The 19,785-nt window shown below is 61.0% G+C and carries 14 protein-coding genes and 1 riboswitch; of the genes, 9 read left to right on the forward strand and 5 right to left on the reverse strand.

The window, feature by feature from the left end; genetic code table 11:
- Positions 1 to 52 precede the first annotated feature (52 nt).
- The 7 genes from QM600_RS14865 (at position 53) to QM600_RS14895 (ending at position 13,553) form a co-directional block, all read left to right on the forward strand.
- Positions 53 to 2,419, forward strand: a complete 2,367-nt coding sequence (locus QM600_RS14865; protein WP_283262289.1) for an arylsulfatase — start codon at positions 53 to 55, stop codon at positions 2,417 to 2,419.
- 205 nt (positions 2,420 to 2,624) lie between these two features.
- On the forward strand, positions 2,625 to 2,981 hold the full coding sequence (locus QM600_RS14870) for a hypothetical protein (protein WP_283262247.1): 357 nt from the start codon (positions 2,625 to 2,627) through the stop codon (positions 2,979 to 2,981).
- Between the two features lie 83 nt (positions 2,982 to 3,064).
- A complete protein-coding gene (recC, locus tag QM600_RS14875) occupies positions 3,065 to 6,334 on the forward strand; it encodes an exodeoxyribonuclease V subunit gamma (RefSeq protein ID WP_283262290.1) in 3,270 nt (1,089 codons plus the stop codon).
- Between the two features lie 2 nt (positions 6,335 to 6,336).
- Positions 6,337 to 9,651: a UvrD-helicase domain-containing protein gene (locus QM600_RS14880; protein ID WP_283262248.1), complete on the forward strand. Its 3,315-nt coding sequence runs from the start codon at positions 6,337 to 6,339 to the stop codon at positions 9,649 to 9,651.
- Positions 9,648 to 11,513 (forward strand): exodeoxyribonuclease V subunit alpha, encoded by a 1,866-nt coding sequence (recD, locus tag QM600_RS14885; RefSeq protein WP_283262249.1) that lies wholly within the window; start codon positions 9,648 to 9,650, stop codon positions 11,511 to 11,513. Before QM600_RS14880 ends, recD begins: the two co-directional genes overlap by 4 nt.
- 76 nt (positions 11,514 to 11,589) lie before the next feature.
- Entirely contained in the window at positions 11,590 to 12,927 is a 1,338-nt protein-coding gene (locus tag QM600_RS14890) for a hypothetical protein (RefSeq protein WP_283262250.1), read from the forward strand.
- A 32-nt stretch (positions 12,928 to 12,959) separates the two neighbouring features.
- Positions 12,960 to 13,073: riboswitch (SAM riboswitch) on the forward strand.
- A gap of 33 nt (positions 13,074 to 13,106) precedes the next feature.
- Positions 13,107 to 13,553 carry a hypothetical protein gene (locus QM600_RS14895; RefSeq protein WP_283262251.1) on the forward strand — a complete coding sequence of 149 codons (447 nt, stop codon included), beginning with the start codon at positions 13,107 to 13,109 and terminating at the stop codon, positions 13,551 to 13,553.
- A 49-nt stretch (positions 13,554 to 13,602) separates the two neighbouring features.
- Here the strand turns inward: QM600_RS14895 and QM600_RS14900 are convergent, their stop codons facing one another.
- Together QM600_RS14900 and QM600_RS14905 are read right to left on the reverse strand one after the other, a co-directional pair.
- A complete protein-coding gene (locus QM600_RS14900) occupies positions 13,603 to 14,904 on the reverse strand; it encodes a TrpB-like pyridoxal phosphate-dependent enzyme (RefSeq protein WP_283262252.1) in 1,302 nt (433 codons plus the stop codon).
- A 248-nt stretch (positions 14,905 to 15,152) separates the two neighbouring features.
- Positions 15,153 to 15,611, reverse strand: coding sequence for a PaaI family thioesterase (locus QM600_RS14905; RefSeq protein WP_283262253.1), 459 nt, complete (start codon positions 15,609 to 15,611; stop codon positions 15,153 to 15,155).
- Between the two features lie 87 nt (positions 15,612 to 15,698).
- Here QM600_RS14905 and QM600_RS14910 point away from each other — a divergent pair, with 87 nt between their 5' ends.
- The gene (locus tag QM600_RS14910; RefSeq protein ID WP_283262254.1) at positions 15,699 to 16,277 is read left to right on the forward strand and encodes a TetR/AcrR family transcriptional regulator; all 579 of its coding nucleotides are present in this window, start codon (positions 15,699 to 15,701) and stop codon (positions 16,275 to 16,277) included.
- Here the strand turns inward: QM600_RS14910 and QM600_RS14915 are convergent.
- Positions 16,255 to 17,130: an aldo/keto reductase gene (locus QM600_RS14915; RefSeq protein ID WP_283262255.1), complete on the reverse strand. Its 876-nt coding sequence runs from the start codon at positions 17,128 to 17,130 to the stop codon at positions 16,255 to 16,257. The two genes, QM600_RS14910 and QM600_RS14915, sit on opposite strands and share 23 nt — an antisense overlap.
- Positions 17,131 to 17,181: 51 nt before the next feature.
- On the opposite strand from QM600_RS14915, the gene QM600_RS14920 reads away from it, so the two are divergent.
- Positions 17,182 to 18,000, forward strand: a complete 819-nt coding sequence (locus QM600_RS14920; protein WP_283262256.1) for an HAD family hydrolase — start codon at positions 17,182 to 17,184, stop codon at positions 17,998 to 18,000.
- Here the strand turns inward: QM600_RS14920 and QM600_RS14925 are convergent.
- Positions 17,994 to 18,890 carry an alpha/beta fold hydrolase gene (locus QM600_RS14925; RefSeq protein WP_283262257.1) on the reverse strand — a complete coding sequence of 299 codons (897 nt, stop codon included), beginning with the start codon at positions 18,888 to 18,890 and terminating at the stop codon, positions 17,994 to 17,996. The genes QM600_RS14920 and QM600_RS14925 overlap by 7 nt on opposite strands.
- A gap of 161 nt (positions 18,891 to 19,051) precedes the next feature.
- On the reverse strand, positions 19,052 to 19,717 hold the full coding sequence (locus QM600_RS14930; RefSeq protein WP_283262258.1) for a hypothetical protein: 666 nt from the start codon (positions 19,715 to 19,717) through the stop codon (positions 19,052 to 19,054).
- Between the last annotated feature and the right edge of the window lie 68 nt (positions 19,718 to 19,785).

The raw sequence follows: 19,785 nt of genomic DNA on the forward strand, positions 1-19,785 counted from the left end.
TCCCTGCGACCCTGGAAAGGAGTGAAGGCGAATGGACGGGGTGCGAATTGCCATGACGGATCCGACGAGTCAGCGACGCGAGGTACTGCCGGTCCCGGATCACCAATATCTGGGGTTGGTGACCTACGACGCGAAGGATCCGGACACGACGTTCCCGCCGATCACACCGCAGTTGCCTCCAGCGGGTGCCCCGAACGTGCTGGTGATTCTGCTCGACGATGTGGGGTTCGGTGCCAGTAGCGCTTTCGGTGGGCCGTCGAATAATCCGACCGCGGAGCGATTGCAGCAAAATGGGCTCACCTACAACCGTTTTCACACCACAGCCCTCTGTGCGCCGACGCGAGCTGCTCTTCTGAGCGGGCGCAACCATCACTCGGTCGGGATGGGTTCGATCACGGAGACTGCGACGTCGGCTCCCGGCATGTCGGGTTTGAAGCCGAACACCAAAGCAGCACTGCCGATGACGTTGAAACTGAACGGATACTCGACGGCTCAATTCGGCAAGTGCCATGAGGTGCCGCCCTGGCAGACATCGCCGGTCGGTCCGTTCACGGCTTGGCCCACCGGAGAGGGAGGGTTCGAGCACTTCTACGGTTTCATCGGCGGAGAGAACAACCAGTACTATCCAGCGCTGTACGAGGGAGCATCCCCGGTAGAACCGGAGAAGACGCCGGAGGAGGGTTATCACCTCACCGAAGACCTCGCGGACCATGCGATCGACTGGGTTCGGACGCAGAAGGCCCTGGCGCCGGAAAAGCCGTTCTTCATGTACTTTGCGCCGGGCGCTACGCATGCGCCGCACCATGTTCCGAAAGAATGGGCCGACAAGTACATCGGTCGATTCGCGGGCGGCTGGGATGCGCAGCGAGAGGCAATTCTGGAGCAGCAGAAGCAGCGAGGCGTAGTACCGGCCGATGCGGTATTGACCCCTCGTCCCGAAGCGATTCCGGCGTGGGACACGATGAGTGATGAACTCAAACCGGTACTCGAGCGTCAAATGGAGGTCTACGCAGGCTTTCTCGAACACACTGACTATCACGTGGGTCGCGTGGTCGATGCCATCGAGGAACTCGGTGCGCTGGAGAACACGTTGGTGTACTACATCATCGGAGACAACGGGGCCTCGGCAGAAGGAACCATCAACGGTGCCTTCAACGAGATGGCCAATTTCAACGGCCTCGCGGCAATCGAGACGCCGGAGTTCATGGTGGGCGTCAAGGATCTATTCGGTACCAAGGACGCGTACAACCACTACTCGGTAGGGTGGGCGTGGGCGATGTGCACTCCGTTCCAATGGACCAAACAGGTTGCCTCACACTGGGGTGGCACTCGTAACGGCACTATCGTGCATTGGCCGGCGGGGATCGCGAGCAAGGGTGAGACGCGTTCACAGTTCACCCACGTCATCGACGTCGCACCAACGATTCTCGAGGCTGCACGACTACCGGAGCCCACCTTCGTGAACGGTGTGCAGCAGTCGCCCATCGAGGGCACGAGCATGACGTACTCCTTCGAAGACGCATCGGCGCCTGAGCGTCACGATCTGCAGTACTTCGAGATGGTCGGCAATCGCGGAATCTATTACAAGGGTTGGAGTGCCGTCACTCGGCACAGTATCCCGTGGCTCTTCAGCCAGGAGTTGCCGGCACTCGACGACGACGTGTGGGAGTTGTACGACGGAACAAAGGATTGGACGCAAGCGAACGACCTCGCTGCTGAGATGCCCGATCGGTTGGCATCATTGCAGCGACTGTGGCTGATCGAGGCCGTGAAGTACAACGTTCTTCCGATCGACGATCGCAGATTCGAGCGGTTCAATCCGGCGATTGCCGGCCGGCCACAATTGATTTCGGGTAAACGTCAGGTTCTGTTTCCGGGCATGAAGCGCCTGAGTGAGCACAGTGTGCTCGGAATCAAGAATCGATCGTTCAGTGTCACTGCGGCAGTCGATATTCCGGAGGGAATTACCGCGCAGGGTGTTGTAATCGCACAAGGTGGCCGATTTGGAGGGTGGGGCCTCTATGTCAAAGAAGGCCGCGCCAAGTTCGTGTACAACCTCCTCGGCATGACCGAGTTCATCACCGGGGCCGGTGAGGATCTCCCGTCGGGCAAGCATCAGATTCGGGCCGAATTTGCATACGACGGTGGTGGTCTCGCCAAAGGCGGAGATGTCACGTTGTATTACGACGGAAAGCCAGTGGGAACCGGTCGCGTCGAACTGACCCAGCCGATGGTCTTCTCGGCGGACGAAACAACCGATGTCGGAGACGATTACGGAATGCCGGTCAGTACCGATTACGGCGATTCTACCAAGTTCAACGGGCGCATAGACGTCGTGCAGTTGGACGTCGGAGACGACGACCATTCCCACCTCATCGATCCGGAAGAGGTGGCGAGGGTCGCGATTTCACGGCAATAGCACCCCGTCGGAAAGGGCCGTCATGTCAAACATCATTCGAAGTATTCACGACCTCGTTCGTCATGCTCGCGGTCCGACGCATCATCACCATCATCAATCGTTGCATGCGTCACGACGTATACGCGCGCATCACCTCTTGGAGGCGCCTCACGCTTTCGGCTGAACTGTCGAACTCCTGTACAGGCGCAGCAGCTAGGCTTCTGGCATGTATCAGGTCGCCAGTCGACGCCGAAGCCAACCACCTCCTGCGCGGTTCGTGTTCGAGGCGTTGGTCGAACCACATCGGGAGCCAGCCCGGCACTGGCTCGATGTGTTCGAGGGCGGGACCGAACCTGAGATTGTCAAGACTGTCGATCCTGGGTTGGTGATCTGGTCGTCGATCTGGCGGGGTCGGCCCGACGCGATTATTCGATTCGACATCGAAGCAGTCGGCAACAGCACGATGTTGTGTTGGACGCTGTTCGTGGATGACCCGATACCGTCCGACTCGGACGTCGTCCTGATGAGACGACGGCTGAACGTACTGATCAACGCAAATCTACGATTCACATGTGGTCAGTAGTACTTCGCAGGTGTCCAGCGAGCGAGACGTGTCGGTGCGCCGTGGTGAGATAGAAACCTCATCGGGTGAAAAGGGGCGTTCGAGTGTTGACGTTGTATCGCGCAGAGCGCTCCGACACACTGGTCGCAGCTCTGGCCAATCTCCTTCGCGCGCCGCTGTCCGATCCCTTTGCCCGGGAAATCGTCGCCGTTCCCGCGAGAGGTGTGGAACGTTGGCTCAACCAGCAGCTTTCGGCACGTTTGGGTACCACGACGGCGTCGTTGCAGGACGGAATTTCCGCGAACATCAGCTTCCCGTCTCCGGCTCGCTTGGTCGACCAGGCGCTCGCCACCGTCAGTGGCGTCAGCGCGGACAACGATCCCTGGGCACCGACGCGTCTGGTGTGGACTGTTCTTGATGCCATCGACGATTCCATTACCGAACCGTGGTGCGGGGTCTTGGCAAAGCACCTTCGGGGGCTCGGGGTGGGCCGACGGTTCGCGTCGGCGTCGCACGTCACCGACTTGTTCCGCAGCTACAGCGCGCAGCGCCCACAGATGCTGATCGACTGGGCGGCGGGACGGTTCACCGACGGCCATGGATCACCGCTTGCCGAGGATTTCGCGTGGCAGGCCAGATTGTGGACCATTGTTGCAGACCGAATTGATGCGCCTGGCCCAGCTGAGCGTCTCGTGTCGGTGTGCCAGGCATTGCGCGAGGATGCGTCGTTGGTTGATCTGCCCGAACGATTTTCGGTGTTCGGACCTACCCGCCTCGCGGTCGATCAACGTTTGGTTCTCGATGCATTGGCTGTTCACCGCGATGTGCATGTGTGGTTGCCGCATCCCAGCCCGGCGTTGTGGGAGCAACTCAGCAAGGAATTGCCGACGGCTGCCCGTCGTTCGGCGGATACTTCTGCCCTGATCTCGCCGAATCCGTTGTTGTCCAGCCTGGCCCGCGATGTTCGAGAGATGCAGTCGAGTCTTTCAACGATCGAGTTCGCATCGGTGCATCTGCCCGCTGAGCCCAGAACTCAGACCCTGCTTGCGGCAGTGCAAGCAGACATCATTGCGGACCGCGCGCCAGTGTCCGGTGTGAAAGCTGATGGGACAGTGCAGGTTCATGCCTGTCACGGTCCCGCTCGTCAAGTCGAGGTTCTGCGGGAATCGCTGCTGCGGTTGTTCGAGGACGACCCCACCCTCGAACCTCGAGACGTTCTTGTCATGTGCCCGGACGTCGAAACATTTTCACCCTTGGTGCGCGCGGCATTCGGCCAGGGAATTCACGGACACCCCGGACACCGGCTTCGTGTCCGCCTGGCCGATCGCGGTCTACGCCAAACTAATCCGATGCTGGCTGTACTGGCCACCCTGCTCGAGCTTGCCGACGGTCGTGCAACCGCCAGTCAGGTTCTCGACCTGGCAGCGAGTGAACCGGTACGCACACGTTTCTCGTTCTCCGACGACGAGTTGGAACGGCTCCGTGAATGGGCCACAGCGGCCGGCGCGCGGTGGGGAATCGACAGTCGGCAACGAGCCAACTTCGGCCTGGCAGGCTTCAAACAGAACACGTTCAACACAGCTGTCGACCGAATCTTGTTGGGTGCAAGTGCAGACGAGTCGGAGAATGCGTGGCTGGATCTGGCGTTGCCACTCGACGACGTCGAGAGCACCGACATCGACCTCAGTGGACGATTTGCCGAGTACATCGACCGCCTGGCGGTATCGCTGCGTGATGTGGCCGGGCCTCATTCGCCGTCGGAGTGGCTTCGCGTACTCGTCCGAGCTCTCGATCTGCTCACCGATGCTGCGCCGGCCGACGCGTGGCAGAGCGCGTCGGCGCACAGTGAACTCGCAAGTGCGCTCCAGTTCGGATCCGGCACCACGCTTGCACTGTCCGACATCCGCGCACTTCTCTCGAAAAGCTTGGCGGGCAGGCCGACTCGCGCCAACTTTCGCACTGGTGAGTTGACTGTGTGCAGTATGGTGCCGATGCGCTCGGTACCGCACCGCGTCGTTGTTCTACTCGGTCTCGACGACGAGGTATTCCCTCGATCCGGGGGTGTCGACGGCGATGACATCCTGGCCCGCGATCCTATTGTCGGGGAACGGGATCTGCGAAGCGAAGACAGGCAACTTCTCCTCGACGCAGTCATGTCGGCCGGGGAGCATCTGCTTCTCCTGTACACCGGAGCAGATCCGGTCACCGGAGCAATCCGTCCACCGGCAATTCCTCTGAGTGGCTTGCTCGACGTCCTGAAATCGACGGTCGGGCAGGAAGATATGACGCAGGTACTCACGCGGCATCCGTTGCAGTCCTTCGACAGGCGGAACTTCCAGCTCGGCAGTCCATTTAGCTTCGATGCTGCCGCGCTGGCAGGCGCACGGGCCATCGGGGGAACGCCGATCGAACCGCAGACGGTCCGCTCGGCGCCATTACCTCCTATGCCGAGCGGTGATGTGGATCTGGCAGATCTGGTGTCTTTCCTGATCCATCCCGCGCGGGGGTTCCTCCGTCAACGGCTCGGTGTACGGGTTCCGGAGGCGGGCGACGACATCGCAGATTCACTCGACGCGGAACTCGACGGGCTGGCAACCTGGGAGTTGGGAGATCGAATGCTCTTCTCCCGCTTGGCCGGGCGCAGTTCCGCAGACTTCCGGGCAGCCGAATGGCGCCGTGGAACGTTGCCGCCGTACTCACTCGGTAACACGGTGCTGGGCAACGTCGAGTGGGTAGTGGACCAGTTGGCGGGCCTCACGTTGCCGCATATGAGCGGTGACGCTACCTCGGTCGACGTATCGGTCGAGATCGGTGACCATCGACGACTCAACGGAACGGTGACGGGTGTCTATGGCAATTCGATTGTCCGGGCGCAGTATTCGTCGCTGGCGGCAAAACACAGGTTGACGGCGTGGGTTAATCTCTTGGCGCTGGCAGCGGCGGGTACTGACGGACAGGTCAATGCGGTAACGGTGGGCCGCGGAGGGAACAGGCGCCCGGCCACCCGGTCGATTCTGGCTGCTCCGACCAACGCGCTGGACGTACTGCGTCAGTTGGTCGATCTTCGCGATCGAGGTTTGCATGAGCCGATTCCGCTGTGGACCAATGCCACTGCCGACTACGCGAACCGGCGTTTTGGTGGTCAGTCGATCGACAACGCGATGAGTAGTGCCGAGGCAACCTGGGGACGCTCGTTCGGCGACGGAGTTGATCCGAGCAATGTTTACGTATTCGGAGAATCGGGTGCCTTCGCCGATCTTGCGGCAGGTGCACCACTCGAAGACGAATGTGTGTGGGCCGAAGAACCGACCAGGTTCGGAGTTCTGGCCAACCGATTGTGGATGCCCTTGCTGGCCAATGAAAGTGCGGAGTAGACATGGACTTCGATCTGTTAGGGCAACTTCCCGCCGGGACGACGGTGTTGGAGGCCAGCGCCGGTACCGGTAAGACCTACGCGATTGTGGGTTTGGCTACTCGGTGCGTGGCCGAAGGACTGGCCGACATTTCGCAGGTACTACTGGTGACATTCAGCAGGGCTGCCACACAAGAACTTCGCGAACGTACGCGTGAGCGTTTTTCCGGTGTTTCGGCAGCACTGGCCGACATCGACAATGCTCGCTCATCCAAGGATGAGCTAATAAGCTACCTAGCCTCCGCCGCAGATGACGAGGTAGCAATCCGCCGTCGTCGACTCCTCCGGGCACTTGCCGAGTTCGATTCCGGAACCATGACCACGACGCACAGCTTTTGCCAGCGGATGCTCGACAGTCTGGGCATCGCGGGCGAACGGGAACCTGACGCGACGTTTGTCGAATCAGTTGACGACCTGATTGCCGAGGTCGTCACTGACCTCTATCTCATTCGGTACAGCGCTCTGGATACGTCACCGCCGTTCTCGATAAGCGACGCACTGGCAATCGCGCGCAGTGCGGTGGCGGATGGACAGGCAGTCCTCGAACCGGATGCTGATGAAGAAACCGTCCCCGGCCAGCGAGTGTTGTTCGCGGCTGCGGCGAGGGGCGAGGTCGAACGACGTAAGCGGGCCAAAGGGATTCGCGACTTCAACGATCTCTTGACCCTCCTGCACGGTGTGCTCGCCGATCCGGACTACGGGCCTGAGGCGTGCCGTCGGGTGCGCGAGAAGTTCCGGGTAGTTCTCATCGACGAGTTTCAGGATACCGACCCACTGCAGTGGGAAATCTTGCGACTCGCGTTTCACGGACATACGACGCTTGTCCTGGTGGGTGACCCTAAGCAGGCCATCTACGCGTTCCGTGGTGCCGAGGTGCTGAGCTACTTGGACGCAGTCCGGCAGGCCGATTCACATCAGGAACTTACTACCAACTGGCGCAGTGATCCGGGAGTTCTGACGGCGCTCCAACACCTGTACGGTGGTGCTGCGCTCGGTAACGAAGACATCGTGGCGCATCCGGTTACGCCGTCGCACAAGGTTTCCCGGCTCTCCGGTCAGCCTCCCTTGCGATTGCGTTATCTGCCTCGAACGGGTGTGGGCCCGCTCAACCGGTCACAGTTCCCGGCGGTTGGTAGATTGCGTAGTCGAATCGCCGAGGATCTTGCTGCGGACGTGGTGCGTCTGTTGCAGAGTGGTTCGAGTTTGAGTCTCGGCGGTTCCCCACGCTCGGTAGTGCCTGGTGACGTGGCAGTCTTGGTGCGTAATCACAAGCAGGCCGAGATGATTCGCGGCATGCTCGAGTGTGTCGGTGTTCCCTCGGTGTTGGCGGGAGGCTCGAGCGTTTTCGCGACTCCGAGTGCCCAGCACTGGTTGTGGCTGTTGCAGGCCGTCGAGCAGCCGCATCGCAGCGACAGAGTGCGGTTGGCCGCATTGTCCCCGATTTTGGGGTATACGCCGGAGGCGGTGGATTCCAACGGAAATACCGTCGTTGCTGCCGTATCGGGTCAGTTGCGGGTGTTTGCCGAGCTGTTCGGGCGTATCGGTTTTGCCGCGGTGTTCGAACGTATTTCTGCTGAAACAGGTTTGGAGAAAAGGATATTGTCAGCGCCGGCGGGTGAGCGGCAGTTCACAGACCTGCGGCATATCGCGCAGTTGCTGGGCCGAGTCGCGGTAGAAGAGTCCTTCGGGTTGAGTGCGCTGGTGCGTTGGCTCAGTGATCGAATCAAGGATCCTGCTTCGGGAAGCGTGACCGATCGCAGCCGACGTTTGGACAGTGATGCGGCGGCGGTGCAGATCGCGACGGTTCACGCCAGTAAGGGACTCGAGTTCCCGATTGTGTACGTGCCCTTCGGTTGGGACAGCGTCGGCGGATTCGCTGCGGCCACTCAGATGCTTCACGACGGGGATGGACGCAGACTGCTTGATGTCGGTGGGGAATACGGTCCGGGATACGGCGCCAGGAAGCTGACGGCTGAAACTGAAAGTGCGGGCGAGGAATTGCGTCTGCTGTACGTGGCACTCACCAGGGCGCAATGTCAGCTGGTCCTCTGGTGGGCACCGGCCTTCGGTACGTCACGGTCTGCGTTGCACAGGCTGCTTCTCGGGCGTAGTCCTGGAATTACCGATCCTGCGCGGGTAGTGAAGGTGCTTGACGACGGCGTCATCGCGGCGCGTCTGGAATCGTGGCCGGCCGAGAAGTCGGGTGTGATTTCCGTTGAATCCGTGGGGCCGCACCCGCCATCCGTCGAGCGGTGGTCTGAATCCGGCACCGAGGCTTACACATTGGAGGCTGCACGATTCGATCGTGATCTGGACACGCTGTGGCGTCGGACATCGTATTCGGCATTGACGGCGGGCGCTCACCACGCACCCACTGCTGACAGTGAGGTCGAGAATCCGGGGAAGGATGACGAACCGGAAGAATCCGTCGAGGCCGGTCCGGTAGTAGCGTCGCCGCTGGAAGCACTGCCGTCGCCGATGAACGGTTTGCCCGCAGGCGCAGCTTTCGGCACGTTGGTTCACGAAATCCTTGAAGTAGTGGACACGTCGGCGCAGGATTTGCGCAGCGAACTCGGTGATCGGTGTAGCGAGGCAGTATCAGCGCGGGCAGCGGATATCGATCCGGAAGCACTTGCCGATGCCTTGTTGTTGGTGATGCAGACGCCTTTGGGTTTCGGAACTTTGGCCACGATCACACCATCGAATCGACTGCCGGAGTTGGACTTCGAGCTGCCGTTGGCCGGTGGTGACGATCCGGTATTAATGAGTGTCACGCTCCACCGGGTAGCGGACCTCCTCCGAAAGCACTTGCCGCACGACGACATCCTTGTGGGTTACGCAGACCATCTCGACCGTGTCGAGACCATGCCTATGCGGGGATTTCTGACGGGAAGCATCGATGCGGTACTGCGGATCCCGGGTCCTTCGTTCGTGATCGTCGACTACAAGACCAACCGGTTGGGCCGAGGTGATCTCACTGCGGCCCATTACACCCGGGACTTGATGGCGGCCGAAATGATCCGCTCGCACTACCCACTTCAAGCCCTGTTGTATTCGGTTGCGCTGCACCGGTATTTACGGTGGCGGCTCGCAGATTACGATCCATACCGGCATCTCGGCGGTGCGCAGTACCAGTTCGTCCGCGGCATGCTCGGTAAAGGCAGCCCACCGGACTGCGGCGTGTTCGAGTGGAAGCCGCCAGCCACGCTGGTAGTCGAGCTTTCGGATCTCCTTGCAGGCCATATCCCGTCCGTCGATGCCGTGCAGGAGTCCCGATGACCGACGCGCAACTGGCTCAGCGAGCGCGGGGGATAGTGCGCACGTTCAACGAGGCTGGAGTTCTTGTGGCCGCTGATGTCCATGTGGCAGCCAGGCTGTGCGCTTTGGGCGGCGAACCCTCGCACGACGTCATGCTGGTTGCCGCCCTCGCTGTACGCGCGGTGCGCTCGGGATCGGTATGCCTGGATCTGCGACGCATGCATCTGGTCATCGTGGACGGCGCTACCGAAGCCGACCTCGCGGCGTTGCCGTGGCCGGAACCCGACGCGATTGTCAGTGCGTTGCGGCTCAGTCCATTGGTGATCGGTGGAACAGCCGGCCCGCTGCGGCCACTGCGTCTAGTGGATACCGACGACGGCGAATTGTTGTACCTCGATCGGTACTTCTTGCAGGAGCAGACTATTCGCCGGGTGCTCGACGAACGAGCCGTTACACATCCGGCAATAGATTTGGATGCGGTTCGTGCCGGGTTGGATAGATTCTTCGTTGACAATGCGGTGCCCACACCCAGTCCGGACCGCCAGCGTGTGGCGGCGGCGCTCGCGCTCACACACTGGACCACCGTCGTTGCCGGCGGTCCGGGAACCGGCAAGACTCACACGGTTGCACGCATTCTTGCGCTCCTCGTAGCCGAGCATGATTCCACGGTAAGGATCGGACTCGCCGCGCCCACCGGCAAAGCCGCTGCACGACTGCAGGAATCGGTACGTGAGCAAGCCGAGCTGTTGGGACTTCCCTCTGAACTGACCGCGATGACCCTGCATCGGTTGTTGGGTTGGCAGCGCGGTAGTGCCAGTAGATTCAAGTACAACGCGTCCAATCGACTGCCGTATGACGTGGTTGTGGTGGACGAGACCTCGATGGTGTCATTGACGTTGATGGCACGCTTGCTCGAGGCTGTGCGTCCTGATGCGAGGTTGCTTCTGGTCGGTGACCCGGATCAGCTGACCTCCGTCGACGCCGGCGCTGTTCTCGCCGACCTTGTTGCAAGGCCGTCACAGGCACCGGGCAACCCGGTGCTCGACGATGTGGTCGCTGAAGACCTTGCTGATCGCGATGCGGAAGAATCGCTCTCCGATCTTGATCGAGACCGCCTTCGCGCCGGCATAGTGCAGCTTTCCCGTGGCAGAAGATTCGACGGAACTATCGCGCGGTTGGCGCACGCGGTCCGAGAGGGCAAGGCTGCCGAGGTCATCGCAATCCTTCGCAGCGGCGATCCTGCCGTGTCGTTCCACTCGCCCGACGATCTGGACTCCTTGCGTGCGGATCTAGTCGGCAGTTCCGAGGCCGTGACCAGGTTCGCGGAACGGGGCGACGCATCAGGCGCCGTGAAAAGCATGGAAACGCACCGACTGCTGTGCGCTCACCGTGACGGCCCGTACGGAGTCAGTCGCTGGGCGCAGCACGCCATGGACTGGGCTGGCAGCGCATCCGGGCAGTTCTTGAACCCTGCGCAGTGGTATCCCGGTCAGCCGTTGTTGGTGACCGCCAATGACTACGAGGTGGGCATCTACAACGGCGATACCGGGGTGATCGTCGATAGCGGCGACGGCGTACTCATGGCTGCGTTCCAACGCGGGAACGAGACTTTCGAGTTGCATCCGAGCTCGTTGTCGGCTGTGCAGACGGTGTACGCGATGACCATTCACCGAAGCCAGGGCAGCCAGTACGACACGGTCTCGGTGATGTTGCCGGCGGAGGCGTCGTCGCTACTGACCCGAGAGTTGTTGTACACCGCTATCACTCGCGCACGAACCCATGTTCGGGTGATCGGAACAGAGGAGTCCGTGCGGGCGGGCGTCGAGCGTCAGGTACTCCGGGCCAGCGGATTGCGTCGCGAAATTCGGCCCTACTCGGGTTAAGCGCCCGGATGCCGGGTACTTATTGAAGGCATTGCCTCCGCTGTCGACGCTTGATCGAGCGATACCGAGACCCCACATGGACTCCGCAGATGCCGAACCGCTCAGTAATTCGGAGCGTGCTGAACTGGAGAAATTACGCGCCCAACTGGCGGCGGCTAGCGGAGAGAAGCATGACGGCGGGAAGCGTGGCGGCCACTCCCGACTTCGGTGGACCGGCGTCGGGATCCTCCTCGTCTTGATTCTGGTGCTGTCCTTCTGTGGTGTTCTTGCTCGGTACGTGCGCAGCGAAGTGCTCGATACCGACCGCTATGTGCAGACCGTCTCGCCGCTGGGGTCCAATCCGGTCCTACAGGGCGAAATCACCGACAGAATCACCGATGAGATCGATTCCCAATTGGATATCGAAAAGGTGACCGCAGACGCGTTGACGACTCTGACCGAGAATGCGGAGCGTGTACCCCCGGTAGTGGTGGGGCTCGCGCCCGTGATTGCGGATCAAGCGAAATCGTTCATCCATCAGGCGGTGGGATCGCTGGTGGCCTCGGATCAGTTCGAAACGCTGTGGATTGAGGCGAACCGACAGGCCCACCAATCTCTGACGGCCGTACTGACCGGCGATACAAGAGCTGGAATTCAGATCAATGATCAGGGCGCGGTCAGCATCTCCCTTGCACCGATCATCGAAAGGGCCAGCACTGTACTCACCGATCGTGGGTTTGCATTTGCCGACAAGATTCCGGACGTGAACAAGACGTTCGTGATTTTCGAGTCACCGAACCTGGTCAAGGCGCAGCGGGTGGTGTCGGCTCTGGACAAAGCGTCCGCCGTGTTGCCGTGGTTGATTCTGATCGCGGCCGCGGGGGCAATGTGGTGCGCACCTACCGGGTCGCGTCGACGCGCCCTGGCCTTGGTCGGCCTCAGCATTGCAGTGGCGATGGCGCTCCTGGCGATAGCGCTGAGTATCGGGCGAGCAGTGTATCTGGACGATATTCCGTCGGATGTCCTCTCGCCTCAAGCGGCGGCGGTACTCATCGACACGCTTCTCTTGCCGCTCAAGACCAGCCTGCGCGCTGTATTCGTTCTCGCCGTTGTCGTCGCGGTGGTCGGCTACCTCACTGGCCACTCGGCATCGGCCAGCGCCGTGCGCCGCGGGTTCAGCAAGGCTGTCGACTCCGTCAGGTCGGATTCGGATCGTGAGCCCAACGCGTTCGAAGAGATATGTGCTAAATATATTGTGGCGCTTCGAGTTTTGTTTGTTGCCATTGCTGTAGCCGTATTGGTTTTCTGGCGATATCCGTCCGGGGTCGTGGTGGCGGTGACAGTGCTCATTACCGTGCTGGCCTTACTTGCCCTCGAGCTGATTGCGCGGCAGGCCCGTGCCCGCGGAAACTTGGTCGGTACTCAAAAGATGTGACCTTTCGAGGCTTTCGTGTACCCTTGGGTCAGCTTCACGAGATGCGGTGCCAAGCTCCGACTGGCCGCACACCAACCCCACTGGCGTTCCGGGGTGGTTCGGATGACGAAGCGGTCCGCACCGACCGGTACGGGCAAGAGCGCCCCCGTCCGTGGCGGGCCAAGCCGCAGGAGTTCGTAGTGAGTGAAAATGTGTTTGATCACGCTGAGTTGAGTCCCGAAGATCTGCTCGATCCAGCGACCCTGGTCCCGGGTGACTTGATCGTTGCCGGGGGAGGACGCGTCCTGGTAGTGGGATTTCCGCAGTCGCACAAGGATTCTCGGGGAAAGATTGTCTTCACTGTGGGTACGGTTGCTCACGATGAAACGGTCGGCATCACAGTCCTCGGCGAGGAAACCGTCTGGCGCAGAGATCTTTTCGATCCCAGCCGGTACGAGTACGAGGTTGCCCCCACCCGTAGTGGTCTTCAGGAGATCCGGGCGCTCACGAGGAATGGCGTCAAGGTCGGTGCTCTCAGAAGGTCGCTGTCGGATGGCTCGATCGTCGAAATCAGTCCGGCCAGTTCATATCACCCGTTGCATGCATTACTTCTAGATCAGGCTCGTGGAGTGCGTGCTGCGGCGTGACCGGCAGAGTCGGCACCTCCCCGGAAGGGGAGGTGCCGATACCTGTTCGTCAGACGTACTGCGAGTACGCGGGCAGATCCAGCTGACCATTGCCGGACAACCCGATCACGATCACCTCAGGCTCGGTCGCGTTGCGCGCGTGGGCGATTGCACCGGCGACGGCGTGAGTCGATTCGGGTGCGGGGATGATGCCTTCGGCGCGGGCAAACACCAGACCTGCCTGCAATGCCTCATCCTGACCGACCGCAATGGCGTCCATCAAACCGAGGTTGACAGCGTGCGAGACCATCGGCGACATGCCGTGGTACCGCAGACCGCCGGCGTGGATGGCCGGGGGAACAAAATCCTTGCCCAGCGTGTGCATCTTGAGCAGCGGCGTCAGGCCCGCAACGTCACCGAAGTCGTAGCGGTACTCACCCTCGGTCAAGGACGGGCACGCTGACGGCTCGCACGCGACGAGGCGAGTCTTGGTGCCCTCACGCAGATTGTGTCCGAGGAACGGGAACGTCAGACCAGCTAGGTTGGAACCTCCACCAGCACAACCGAACACGATGTCCGGCACGGCGTCGCCGGCCTCTTCGAGCTGAACCATTGCTTCCTGGCCTATGACGGTCTGATGCAGCATGACGTGGTTCAGGACGCTACCGAGGGAGTAGTGGGTATTGGGATCCTGAGCAGCAACCTCGACTGCCTCACTGATCGCCATACCCAGTGACCCCGAGGTGCCGGGGTGCGACTTCAGAAGTGCGCGACCAGCTTCCGTCAGATCTGACGGCGACGGGTGGCAGATTCCACCGTAGGCCTCCATCTGGATACGACGGTACGGCTTCGAGTCGAAGGACGAGCGGACCTGCCAGACCTCGACCTCGAGTCCGAGAAGGGCGCCGGCGAAGGACAACGATGCGCCCCACTGGCCTGCGCCGGTTTCGGTGGTGAGCTTGGTGGTTCCTTCAAGTGCGTTGTAATACGCCTGAGCTACAGCGGTATTCGGCTTGTGTGAACCGACGGGGCTCACGCCTTCATACTTGTAGTAGATGCGGGCCGGCGTTCCCAGGGCGCGCTCGAGCCGATGTGCACGGACCAGCGGAGAGGGCCTCCACATGCCGTAGATCTCGCGGACGGTCTCCGGAATCTCAATGTATCGTTCCGTCGCCACTTCCTGCATGATGAGGCTCATCGGGAACAGCGGCGCCAGATCCTCGGGGCCCAGCGGCTCACGGGTACCGGGGTGCAAGTGCGGCGGGACGGGTTCGGGGAGGTCGGCCGCCAGGTTGTACCAGTGCGTCGGAACCTTCGACGGGATGGATACGCCCAAAGGCTCGAGCGAACGGTTGAGTGGTGTGGTGGTCAACTAACTCTCCTTCATGGATTTCGGTACCTGACGTTTGAGGTATCGGGTGATCCAATGCAGGAGCGTGCGGACCACCCGATCTGATTCGGGGCAGCACGCAATTGCGGCTGACCGTCAGCGGTCAAGCCACCAGGTGTGCGTAGGAAGCAAGGTCACGACGCGATGGTACATCGACGCTCGTGCCCTGCTCCCGTCGGCTCAGCAACTTTCTCGCCTTCCCGGCTCAGCAACTTTCTCGCCTTCCCGGCTCAGCGGAAGACCATGCAGGTGGTTGTTCCGTGTGCCACCAACTTGCCGTTCTTGTCCAGGATTTTGCCCTCAGCGGTGGCGGTCCGTCCGCCCACGTGAATAACACTTCCGTGTGCGGTCAGTTCGTCCCCGTCGAGAGGCACGGCTCGGATGTAGTTGAGCTTGAGTTCGAGGGTTGTATATCCGACGCCGGCAGGAAGCATGGTGTGGACCGCGCAGCCCATGACCGAGTCGAGCAGCGTTGCGCAGATACCGCCGTGCATTGTGCCGAGCGGGTTGCTGAAATCATCTCGTGGGGTCAAGGCGAATGTTACCGATCCCTCATTGATCTCGCGCATCTCCATTCCGAGGAGGCGCCCGATGCTGGGACGATCGGTGACCTGTGTTCCCATCCAACGGAGAAGCTCGAGGCCCGTCATCTGCGCTGGGTCGACTGTCGCGGTCGTCTCGTCACTCATTGTTTTCATCCCATCAGTATGTAGGTCGTCATACATAACGTAGCCTATGAGTCGACAGGTGTACCGACGTCCGAAGGATCTGGGGACATGGCAGAGCTGAGCTCACGTGATCGCATGGTTCGCAGCGCAGTCGAGTTGATCAGCCGCAACGGTGTCGACGCGACCTCGTTCAACGACGTGATCAAGCACAGCGGGGCGCCGCGTGGTTCCATCTACCACCACTTTCCCGGTGGAAAGACGCAGTTGATGGTCGAGGCCGTGCAGGCGGCCGGCGCGATAATCACCCGCAGGATCAGCGCGGCAGCAGTCACCGGTTCGCCCGCCGATGTCATCGATGCCGTCGGCGATATCTGGCGTCGTAACCTCGCACATTCCGACTACGCGATCGGATGTCCCGTCATCGCCGGCGGGCTGGCCAGAGCGAGTGAGCCCGAAGTTGCGGAAGCTGCTGCCGAGGTTCTCGCCAGTTGGCAGACACTTGTCGAGACCGCGCTGGAAGCCGCAGGTTCACCGGCAGCACAGGCGCAGTCGATGGCAAACCTGACGATCGCCTCGATCGAGGGGGCCGTTGCACTGTGCCAGACGACGCGCAGCATCGAACCCCTCGAACGAGTAATGGTGATCTTGCAGGAACTATCGAAAATTACTGTGGCGCACCAATATTAAGTTCGTCCGGATGTGCGCCGACGCGGGTACCGTCGTCGAGCGTCGCAATTTCGCTGAGGTCGAGTTCGGTCAATTCGAAGTCGAAGACGTCAATATTGGCGGCTATGCGGGCGTCGTGAACGGACTTGGGAATCACGATCAAACCGTTCTGCAGATGCCAACGAATCAATACCTGCGCCGCTGACTTGCTGTGACGGTCACCGATGCGGGTGATGACCGGATCCGTCAGAAGCGTATTCGGCTTGGATGCGGGTCCCCATCCGGCGTTGCTGGTACCGCCGAGCGGGCTCCAGGATTCGACGGCAATTCCGTGCTCGGCAGCCTTCTCGCGAATCGCGTGCTGGGGGAGGTGTGGATGCAGTTCCACCTGATCCACCGCCGGGAGCAGCCCACCACGGTCGACGAGAAGCTGCAGGTGGTGGGGTTCGAAGTTGCAAACACCGACAGCCTTCGCGCGGCCGGATTCGGCGATCTTCTCCATCGCGTCCCAGGTGCGGAGCAGACGTTCCTTGTCCTGGAGCGGCCAGTGAACGAGGTAGAGATCGACGTAATCGACGCCCAGCTTGTCGATGCTCGTATCGAATGCCTTCAATGCAGGTTCGTAACCCTGATCCGAGTTCCACAGCTTGGTGGTCAGGAAGATGTCTTCGCGGGGAACCGAGGAACTAGCGATACCGCGTCCGACGCCTTCTTCGTTGCCGTACGCCGCGGCCGTGTCGATGTGGCGGTAACCGGCCTCGTCGAGCGCAAATCGCACTGCGTGTTCGGTTTCGTCGTTGGTGGCCTGCCAGACGCCGAGGCCGAGTTGAGGGATGGTTGTTCCGGAATTCAGCGTGATGTCGGGGATGCTCATGTATCCAGGCTAGCGAGGTCGTCTGAGGTTTTCCTGGCATCATTTACCGACGTGACTGGAATCCGAATGTTTGCCACCGACCTCGACGGCACTCTGCTGCGCTCCGATCGAACAATTTCGGAGCGTACGGCGCAGGCGATGGAGAATGCGAGACTCGCGGGAATCGAAGTTGTGTGGGCTACAGCGCGAGCGCGCCATTCCGTGCACACTCTCGCAAGTTCCTGCGGATTTCGCGGTAAAGCGGTGTGCGCTAACGGTGCCGTCATACTCGATCTTGCCGACGGAACCCCGAGGATTGTCGACACGATTTCCATCGAAACATCTTTGGCGGCAACGGCAATGGATCAGATTCGCACGTTGATTCCGGGTGTGGTGTTTGCGAACGTCGGGCCTACCCAATTCTTTGCGGAACCGGAATACGCTGCGCTGTGCGACTTCTCGGATCATCACCGCCACCTCCACGAGATGGTTCTCGCCGACGTTTTGCCGCTGGATATCGAACCGATGGTAAAGATTGTTGCTCGGCACCCGCACGTTCCGAGTGCTGACCTCTACCGGACTGCGGTGGCTGCCGGGATTGCCGGCGTCGAACTGACCCATTCGGGTGCCCCGTACATGGAAATGGCTGCGGCCGGTGTGTCCAAAGCCAGTGCGCTGGCGCAGTTGTGCGCGGCAGAAGACATTGAGCCTTCGGAGGTTGCGGCCGCGGGTGACGCCTTCAACGACATGGCGATGCTGATGTGGGCGGGCACCGCTCTGGCGCCGTCGAACGCTCTGCCCGAGATCCTCGAACTAGCCGATCGGGTATTGCCGAGCCACAACAACGACGGGGTTGCGAGCTATCTCGAGGAACTGGTGGCAGATCAGTAGTTTCCGTTGTTGACGGCCTTCGGGCCGGTGCCGATACCCACTCCACAATCGGTCATGAATTCCGAGAACACCCGATCGAAACGATCCGGGTAGTCAAGATGCGGGAAATGACCTGCGCGAGCGAAGATTTCGACGCGTCCGAGAGGGAGCTCTGCAACCGCATTCTGGGTGTGGGCGTTGGGAATGATGCTGTCTTCCGCACCCCAGACCAAGAGTGCCTGCAGGTTTTTGAACTTCTCGAAATGTGGTGTAGCCGTGACAGTCTGACCATGGTAGTTGATCACCGATCGGGCTGTCGCCAGAAATGCTTGGCGAGTGGACGCGTCGGCGACGGACGCAAAGCTCTTGCGCGCCTCAGTGGCGCTCGCACCCAATTTGAACAGGCCGATCTTGTTGAACTGTTCGAGCACCTTGTCCGTGGCGTTGGTCAGCGCCTTCGAAGCGAGGAGGGGAAGCACCAACTCACTGCCCGGCAACGTTGCCGCGCGGAGCAGCGGGCTGACCTCCGGCCCCAAGCCGCCGCTGGCGACAAGACACAGGCGCTCGACGCGGTCCGGGAACAAGTACAGCGTTTGCATGGCGACCCCGCCGCCGAGTGAATGGCCCACCACTGTGGCCGACGGGATATCGAGGGCTTCGAGTAGGTCGCGCATAGTTGCAGCATGCGCGCTCAGTGAGTAATCGCCGGCAGGCTTGTCGGATGCGCCATGGCCGAAAAGATCGGGCGCTATGACGCGGTAGCGCCGCGAAAGTGTTTCGATCTGCGGCTCCCAGTTGGAGTGCGCGCCGAGTAGTCCATGGATCAAAACGACGACGGGGCCTTCCCCCTGATCGATGTATTTCAGCTGGTCACCGTGCAGTACAACGGTCTGCAGTTGGTCGGTTGCCATGATTGAAACCTTCCAGAGTGAATCCAAAGTATCTGTAACCGGGGAGTGCCCAGTTCCCTCAGTATGCACATCCAAAGGTCTGATGTCGTGGTCATCCGGGGTGTTGTGATGAACCGTGACCAGGAGTCTGAGTGGAGACATTCAACTCATCCGAGGCGCGATCAGGCAAAATCTTCGAGTTTCCCGAAGGTAAGGGCAACGTCCCACGGGTGGACGTTCCAGGTCTGGATCGCTGCTGTGGCGAAGACGCCGGCGGCTTCGATGGTGTCCTGTGATGCCGGCGCAGCCACCGACACTCCTGGTTGATCGTCCGGAACTTCAGGCCAGACGCCGGTATCGGCGGGTGCCGGCGCTGCCTCCATGACGGCGCTGGCCGTACCGTCCTCGCTGATCACGGCAAACAGGCAGTGTGGTTGCGCGGGTGCGTCCCAGCCGCCGAGTTCTGCGAGCCAGAATTCACCGCGTCCGGCGGCCGAGAGTGCAACCGATGCGAGTGCAAGTTCGAGATCGTCCCACGGATCTCCGACGACGGGGATCGCATCACCGAGTTGGAAAGGCTCGGAGAGTGCGGCGCTATCGGGGGATGCGAAACGCGGCTGAACAGTGAGTGTTCCCGCTTGCATATCCAGCATGGCAACTTCACGAAATCTGTTGTCCGGCATCATCGTCCGGGAGATCATTCCGCGTCCGAGGAGTTTGTCGAGGGCTTCGGGATTGTCGACGCTCCACAAGTGGGTCTCGTCCTCGGACCAGGTGCGGATCATGCCGCTGACGAGGGGACTGATCAACACAGGCTCGAGTTGCGTGTTGCCTGTCGGTTCACTCATCGCTGGCTCCCGCCGAAGTTTGTGCCGCCGGGCGCGTTCCGGGCGACACCATAAGTATGCCGTCCGGA

The organism is Rhodococcus sp. IEGM 1379, from assembly GCF_030056815.1.
Lineage (GTDB): Bacteria > Actinomycetota > Actinomycetes > Mycobacteriales > Mycobacteriaceae > Rhodococcus_F.

Excerpts from the sequence above, each read along its gene's own strand:
- QM600_RS14865 (WP_283262289.1), top strand. The coding sequence starts at position 53 with ATGACGGATCCGACGAGTCAGCGACGCGAGGTACTGCCGGTCCCGGAT.
- QM600_RS14870 (WP_283262247.1), top strand. The coding sequence starts at position 2,625 with ATGTATCAGGTCGCCAGTCGACGCCGAAGCCAACCACCTCCTGCGCGG.
- QM600_RS14880 (WP_283262248.1), top strand. The coding sequence starts at position 6,337 with ATGGACTTCGATCTGTTAGGGCAACTTCCCGCCGGGACGACGGTGTTG.
- recD (WP_283262249.1), top strand. The coding sequence starts at position 9,648 with ATGACCGACGCGCAACTGGCTCAGCGAGCGCGGGGGATAGTGCGCACG.
- QM600_RS14890 (WP_283262250.1), top strand. The coding sequence starts at position 11,590 with ATGGACTCCGCAGATGCCGAACCGCTCAGTAATTCGGAGCGTGCTGAA.
- QM600_RS14905 (WP_283262253.1), bottom strand. The coding sequence starts at position 15,611 with ATGAGTGACGAGACGACCGCGACAGTCGACCCAGCGCAGATGACGGGC.
- QM600_RS14910 (WP_283262254.1), top strand. The coding sequence starts at position 15,699 with ATGGCAGAGCTGAGCTCACGTGATCGCATGGTTCGCAGCGCAGTCGAG.
- QM600_RS14915 (WP_283262255.1), bottom strand. The coding sequence starts at position 17,130 with ATGAGCATCCCCGACATCACGCTGAATTCCGGAACAACCATCCCTCAA.
- QM600_RS14925 (WP_283262257.1), bottom strand. The coding sequence starts at position 18,890 with ATGGCAACCGACCAACTGCAGACCGTTGTACTGCACGGTGACCAGCTG.
- QM600_RS14930 (WP_283262258.1), bottom strand. The coding sequence starts at position 19,717 with ATGAGTGAACCGACAGGCAACACGCAACTCGAGCCTGTGTTGATCAGT.